Here is a 6216-nt window from a genome sequence, read left to right on the forward strand (position 1 = left end):
GGTCAGGAAGTGGGCCCCTCCGCCTTGGGCTGGCGCAGGAGGGGGACCAGGACGAAGACCCCGAAAATCGCGGTCAGAGCCGCATATAGTTTGGGGTTCTTCCCCCGTTTCGAGGCGGCCAGGTAGGCGATGGGCGCCTCCACGGCGTGCATGGCGGCCAGGTACAGGATGACCTTCCTCGCCTTTTCGTTCTTGAGCAGGTTCATTCGGCCTCCCTCCTTTTACGCTCCTCACTCCGAATCGGAGGAGGAATGGACTTTCGCATTCGCGCCCGAAACCGCTCGGAAGACCGGCGCACTCTGCCGGTGGCTTGTCTTGCGGGAAATGAGCAGATTATCCGCATATCCGGGTTCGCTATTTATATCTTCCGCGAAATGCCCCTCATATTCCGCATGCCTTCCGGTGAAAACCCCTCGCGATAATGAATATTATCATCAGGCCATCACCCGGGCCACATCTTCGTGGTCTCCTCCACAGGAGCGGTTGGCCCATCTTGCGCCGTGCACATGCTTAAAGGATGGCCCGTCGTTCATCGATAAAAAACTGCGACCGTTGAAAGTCGCGAAATGGACCTTACGGTTGAAGGAGGCAGTGCGATGGCGCTTCGCTTTGGAAAATGGATCTTACCCGTCTCCCTGGCGCTGGCTTTCTTCATGTCCGCCTTTTGCGTTCTGCCGGCGGCGGGGGAGGAAGCGGCGGAAGAGGAGAAAGGGCTCACCTTTTCACGGCTCCAGGAGGAGCTCGACGAGTTCCTGGCTCTCATGGGCCAAGGGGATGTGGAAGGAGCCTTCGAGGCGCTGAATCGTTATGTGCAGGATCTGAAGGCGTTTTGCGAGGCCGAGGGGTCGCTCCCCGAGGAGGAGATGCGCATCGCGCATATCCTCTACGTCACCTCGAAGCACCTGGTGGTCCTGGCGCGCGTGTACGGGAAGTTGCCTGAAGCGGCACGAAAAGGCGTGGGCAACGCGTTGGTGCGTAGCGTCAAGGGACACGGGCATTTCTATGCCGCTCTTGATGGCGCGTCCTCGAGTGAGGAGCCAGAGGGGGAGGCGGCAGAGGGGACATTTGAGGAGAGGGAGCGAGACAAGGGAAACTCTGGTGGCCGCGGTAACCCCGGCTCGCGTTCCGGGAAGGGCAGGAAGAGATGATTTCCCGTCTGTGAAACCCGTTGCCTCGAGGGGGCGCGGGCTTCTCCCGAAGCCGGAAAATGGAAAGACCTTTCCGCGGGCCGCCAATATTTTTCACGAGCTCGGCGCATGATCCGGAAGACGGATCGAGGACTCCGTGGAGACCCGTGTGCCCTGAAGATGAGGTCGGCGGGCCGGAAAATCCGGGAAGGGCAAGTTGATGGCTCCCGCTCCCACGTCCTGTCTCACCCACACTTGGCGTTCTTACGCCCGCCGCCCTTTCGCGTCGCGGTTCACTGCCTTCTTCTTCGTTATACCGGGGAAGCCCACTGGCTTCCGCCTGCTGCATTGGGGGAATGCTGGGCATACCCCACGATCTATGGGTAAGGGGCTGACCCCGGCCGGCGTTCGCGAAAACAGACATGCTGTATGCCATATGAGCGGCTCTTAAGAGGCAAAAGGAGAGATCGTCACCTCTCCCTTGGGAGCGGTGGCGAACCGCATGACGGATGGGATCGGAGGGGCAGGCGTGGCATCCCCGCTGTATGGGTCGTGTCCGGTGAACAGGCCGCTTCGAGACGTGGAGGGAAGAATACCTTTTCCTCCTGTGCGAGGCAGGGCCTCCCGCTGAATATTGGGGACACGGGCAGGCAACATGAGGGGCTTACCTGCCGGGTTGAAGGCAGGGACCCTTCAGGGTAGGCGGGGAATGCCGTGTTGACCGATGTTATCTCCCCCTCCGTGGGATGGGGTAAAATCATCTTGTAAAAGGGAAGGGAGGAAGCAGAGCGCATGAGCGGACTCAACGAAAAACTGCGGGCCATCTACCGGGCCATCGAGGACAGCGGGCTTTACATCAACCTCAACCACGACGTCCGTTTCCACGAGAAGAAGGAGGTAGCCCTGAACCTCAACGAGACGGAGTCCATCGTCCTGGCCGAGGAGAGCTACAACTCTCCCCTGCTCTTCGCCCTTCTCACCTCGGTTCTGCGCAACGGGACCATGATCCTCTACGGCTCCCCGGGCTCGGGCAAGACCACCTCGGCGGAGTTCGTGGGGGCCTTCGTGCACGGCACTCTCCTGCGGGAGACCTTCGGCGACGGGAGTGGGGACTTCAAGGTCATGGAGGCCATCCACGAGGCCACCATCCACGGCCACCACGAGCTCACCGAGGAGAAGATGATCGGCCGCCCCCACTTGGGGAAGCTCATGCGCGACGGGGAGGAGGAGATAATACCCCGCAAGTTCATGCTCTCCCCCTTCCGCATGGTGGACGAGGTCAACCGCCTCACCCCCGGCCGCACCAACAACCTCCTGGAGATGATGGACCGCGGTTTTTCCGTCTACGGGGACACCAAGATCTACGCCGCGGAGGGGGCCACCTTCCTCACCGCCAACTTCCGGGACGTGGCCTCATCGGACCTCACCCCGCCCTTCCTGGACCGCATAGACGTGGGGGTCTTCGCCCCCACCCTCAACCCCTATTTCCTGGAGATGGCCGGAGGCGGGGAGGACCGCAAGCTCACCGGGGACGAGGAGGCCCTGGTGTCCAGGCTCAGGAAGGAGATCGGGGTGGAGCTCACGGCGCAGGACTTCGAGGCCATCCGCAGGGAGATAGCCTCCGTGGAGATAGAGCCGGAAGCCCTCTACATACTCTACAACTTCATCTCCGAGCTCAACGGCTGCGCCCTGGCCTCCCCGGACATCGAGCGCAAGAGCAAGGGCTTCGCCTGGTTCGTCAAGCCTCCGGTACTCTGCGCCCAGGTGGACGACGGGGGCATGGCCGGGGGAGGCCACCTGGGAGGCTGCCACTACCACAACACGGAGAACATCTGCTACAAGACGGAGAACGAGGTCAGCGTGCGGGCCGGGAAGACCATCGAGCGCTACGCCAAGGCCCTGGCCTGGTTCCGGGGAAAGGAGAGGGCGGGACTGGAGGACGTGGAGGCGGTGGTCCCCTACGTCCTGTGGTTCAAGCTCATCCCCACAGACCGCGCCTGGGCGGAGCGGCCGGAGTTCATGAACGACCGCATCGCCCTGGTGAAGGATCTCTTCGAGACCTCCCGGAACCACTACCTGAAGAGCCGGCGCATGATAAAGACCCTGGACGCCGTCCTGGACCTCTACGAGAGGGCGGTGCACGGGGAGAAGGTGGACCCGGAGATGGTGCTCGAGGCCCTGCAGTCGCTGAAGAGCTACGACTCCCCGGCCAAGTACCCCATCGCCACCATGCTCCGCCAGGTGTACAGGGAGCTTGAGCGCCAGTCGGCGGGACGGGAGTTTTAAGGCACTTTTTCCTGAGACGGAGGCAAGCCGGCCGTGCTGAGATTCTTCGCGGGGGAATATACGGGCTGTGAAGGAGAACGAGATTCAAGGCCATGAGGCCGGTGAGGTGCTTTTTAAAGGGACAGAAGCGTCTCGGCCGCCCGGGGGTTTCGCCGCGAGGGAATGCCCGAGCTGCGGAGGGCAACGTGGCGTAAGGCCCGGTCCGAGTACGAATTGAACTGAGACGACGGGAAGGTATCCGGGTGCGCATACTGGGAGTGGAGCTTGATGAGGTGCTGGAGCGGGCGCGGGCCTTCTGCGGCTACCCGCGCATCATGGAACCGGAGTTCGTCCTCAACCCCTCCTCCCACCCTCACGCGGCCAAACTCCACGACCGGTACGGCTTCTGGGAGCCCTCGGAGAACCGCATCTACATAAACGTCCCCGAGGTTCTGGAAAAGCTTGGTATCCAGAACATGGAAGGGGTGCTGGTCTACCAGCTCCTGCACTACGCCCTGGCCCCCTTCGACATGCGCACCGCCCTGCGCCTCACCGCCTCGGCCAAGCTGGCCCTGGAGGAGGTCAAGGACCGCGGGAGACCGGTCACCTTCCAGGAGGCCATGGCCATCCAGCGGCTCTTCTGTGACCTGGTGAACGTGACCTACGCGGCGCGCAACGGGATGCGGGAGCAGATGATCTCCCTCTACCGGGCCCAGGACCGGGCGCTGGGTTGGAAGCAGAGCAGGATGTGGAAGTTCCTCCTCTGTTGTTTCGAGGAGCTGTGGGAGGCCCCCGAGGCCCTCGTCGGTAGGGTTCCCGCCGAGATGCGCCAGGACGCACGCCGGCTGGCCTCCCGTATGCTGGACCGCCCCTTCGCCGCCGCGGGGTGGGAGCAGAAGGTGCGCTTCCTGGTGGGCTACCTGCACAAGTACTACGAGGACCCGGCGGAGATGGACGAGAGCCGGCTCATGGACCACGGCATCGACGACCTGCGCTCCCGCTCCCCGGAGGAGGCCTTCCGCTCCCTGGCCCTGGAGATGGGCATGCAGGACTTCAAGGAGCTGGTGGGAGGGCTGGGAGCGGGGACGGAGACGCAGGCCCTGGTCTGGTACTACCGGGACCTCTCCCGCCGCTATGAGGTTCGCTTCCAGCCGGTGCGCAGCGAGGCGGGGGAGGAGGTCCCCCACGCACCCCTGGCCTGGGGGATGGCCGACCCCTTCGAACGCCTGGACCTGCCCTATACCCTGTACACGGCGGGGAAGGCAGTACCCACCCTGACCACCAAGCAGTGGGAGAAGGTGCGCATGGACGTGGTCACCAGGCGCAAGACCCCACCGGACGTGATCATCATCCTGGACGCCTCCGGCTCCATGACCAACCCCGCATCCGAGGTGGCCAACGCCGTGCTGGCCGGCTTCGTCATGGCCCGCAGCGCGGGGAACCTGGGAGCCAAGGTGGGCCTGGTGGTCTACTCCGACCAGCAGCGCTCCCTGGTGGTGGAGCCGGTTTGGGACATCCGCAGGGTGGAGGAGGGCCTGGTGACCTATTACGGCGGGGGTACGGTCTTCCCGGTGCGGGAATTCCGCTATCTGGCCTCGCTGGAGCCGCACCGGCCCAAGCACTTCTGCCTCATCTCGGACACGGAGATAACCAACATCGCCGAGGCCTCGGAGCATCTGGGGGAGGCCCTGCAGATGCACCCGGAGAACTCGGGGTCGGTGTTCCTCATAGACCAGGCCTACAACGAGAAGGCGGAACTCATCCGCCGGGCGGGTTACGACGTCTTCCCCGTGTCCCGGGGAGAGGACCTGGTGCGCATCGTGGCCGGCAAGGCTCAGGAACTCTATGCGTGAGAGGCGAAAGTGAGCGAGGCACCGGCGTATGCGCGTACGGTCATGGGATCAGGACTCCTTGAGCCGCCTGTTGTTGGGCTAGGGGTAAGCTTTTCAGAGGAGTCCCGCAACGAATCGCGAGATTGTACATCCTGCCCGCATGTCGCCCTGATCGCCGGCGGAGTCTTCCTTCCCAGCGGCGCCGTGTCTCTCAGGCATCTCGAGTCGGGGAATGGACGGCGGCGGAAACGCGGTGGAGGGCTCGGGCCGCTGCGGAGGGGGTTGGTTTTTTCGGACGCGGCATGTCGGGGCTTACCCACAGGGATGCCACGTGCCTTATCGGTGAAACGGCCCGGGATTCCGGTATTGGGCCAAGGGCTTTGGCTTGAAAAGTACGATGTACCAGTCGCCAAACGCCGATCGATGGCTTCGTATGCGATGACGACGCCGGGGGAGGGTTCGTCGCCTGTCCGCGTCCGTGACCCCGGCTTTGGGGGAGGTGCGGTCCGGTGAAGCTGCCCAAACCGGTCTTCGGGGAGGGGCCGGAAGCCCTGAGGGAGATACTGGAAGCCGGCCGTCGAGAGGAGGAAGCCAGGCGGGAGCGCTTCCGGGACTTCTCCCTGGAGGACTTCTTCCTCAACCTGCGTTCCCGCGACCGTCTCAGCAAGGCCCGGGTGCGCCAGGCCCTGCCCACTACGGACGACCGCGAGGTGGTGGAGCTGGCGAGGCGCCTGATGAGCGAGGCCTCCGAGGATTACCTCAAGCTGCGCATGCAGTGGCAGCGCGAGGCGGTGGGCTACCTCTCCAGTCTGGGCATGGAAGCGTTTTCCAGATTATTCGAAGGGGATTTCGAGGTCCCCGACGGCCTGGACTACGTGGGCATGCAGGCGGAGGGTGCCGCCGAAAGGCCCCTGCGGGTGAAAGCGGGAAGGCTGGGAAATTTCGCCGGCATGAGGGCACGGCACCTGCACATCAGGGCGGAGGAAGTAGGG

5 protein-coding genes are annotated in these 6216 nt (G+C 63.7%); 4 read left to right on the forward strand and 1 reads right to left on the reverse strand.

The genetic code is table 11. The annotated features are described in order from the left end of the window. Window positions 1–2: 2 nt before the first annotated feature. Window positions 3–206, reverse strand: a complete 204-nt coding sequence (locus H7007_RS12035; protein ID WP_287155554.1) for a DUF4499 domain-containing protein — start codon at window positions 204–206, stop codon at window positions 3–5. A 390-nt stretch (window positions 207–596) separates the two neighbouring features. Between H7007_RS12035 and H7007_RS12040 the strand changes: the two genes are divergently transcribed. From H7007_RS12040 to H7007_RS12055, 4 genes are all read left to right on the forward strand, one after another. Then, complete coding sequence (locus H7007_RS12040; protein WP_287155555.1) at window positions 597–1148, forward strand: hypothetical protein; 552 nt, start codon at window positions 597–599, stop codon at window positions 1146–1148. A gap of 771 nt (window positions 1149–1919) precedes the next feature. Then, window positions 1920–3413: a MoxR family ATPase gene (locus tag H7007_RS12045; RefSeq protein ID WP_287155556.1), complete on the forward strand. Its 1494-nt coding sequence runs from the start codon at window positions 1920–1922 to the stop codon at window positions 3411–3413. A gap of 242 nt (window positions 3414–3655) precedes the next feature. Continuing rightward, complete coding sequence (locus H7007_RS12050; protein WP_287155557.1) at window positions 3656–5245, forward strand: vWA domain-containing protein; 1590 nt, start codon at window positions 3656–3658, stop codon at window positions 5243–5245. 488 nt (window positions 5246–5733) lie between these two features. Beyond that, the coding region (locus tag H7007_RS12055) for a hypothetical protein (RefSeq protein WP_287155558.1) at window positions 5734–6216 on the forward strand (483 nt) is incomplete at its 3' end.

This window comes from Candidatus Solincola tengchongensis, from assembly GCF_015711935.1.
In the GTDB taxonomy this organism is placed as follows: domain Bacteria; phylum Actinomycetota; class Geothermincolia; order Geothermincolales; family RBG-13-55-18; genus Solincola_A; species Solincola_A tengchongensis.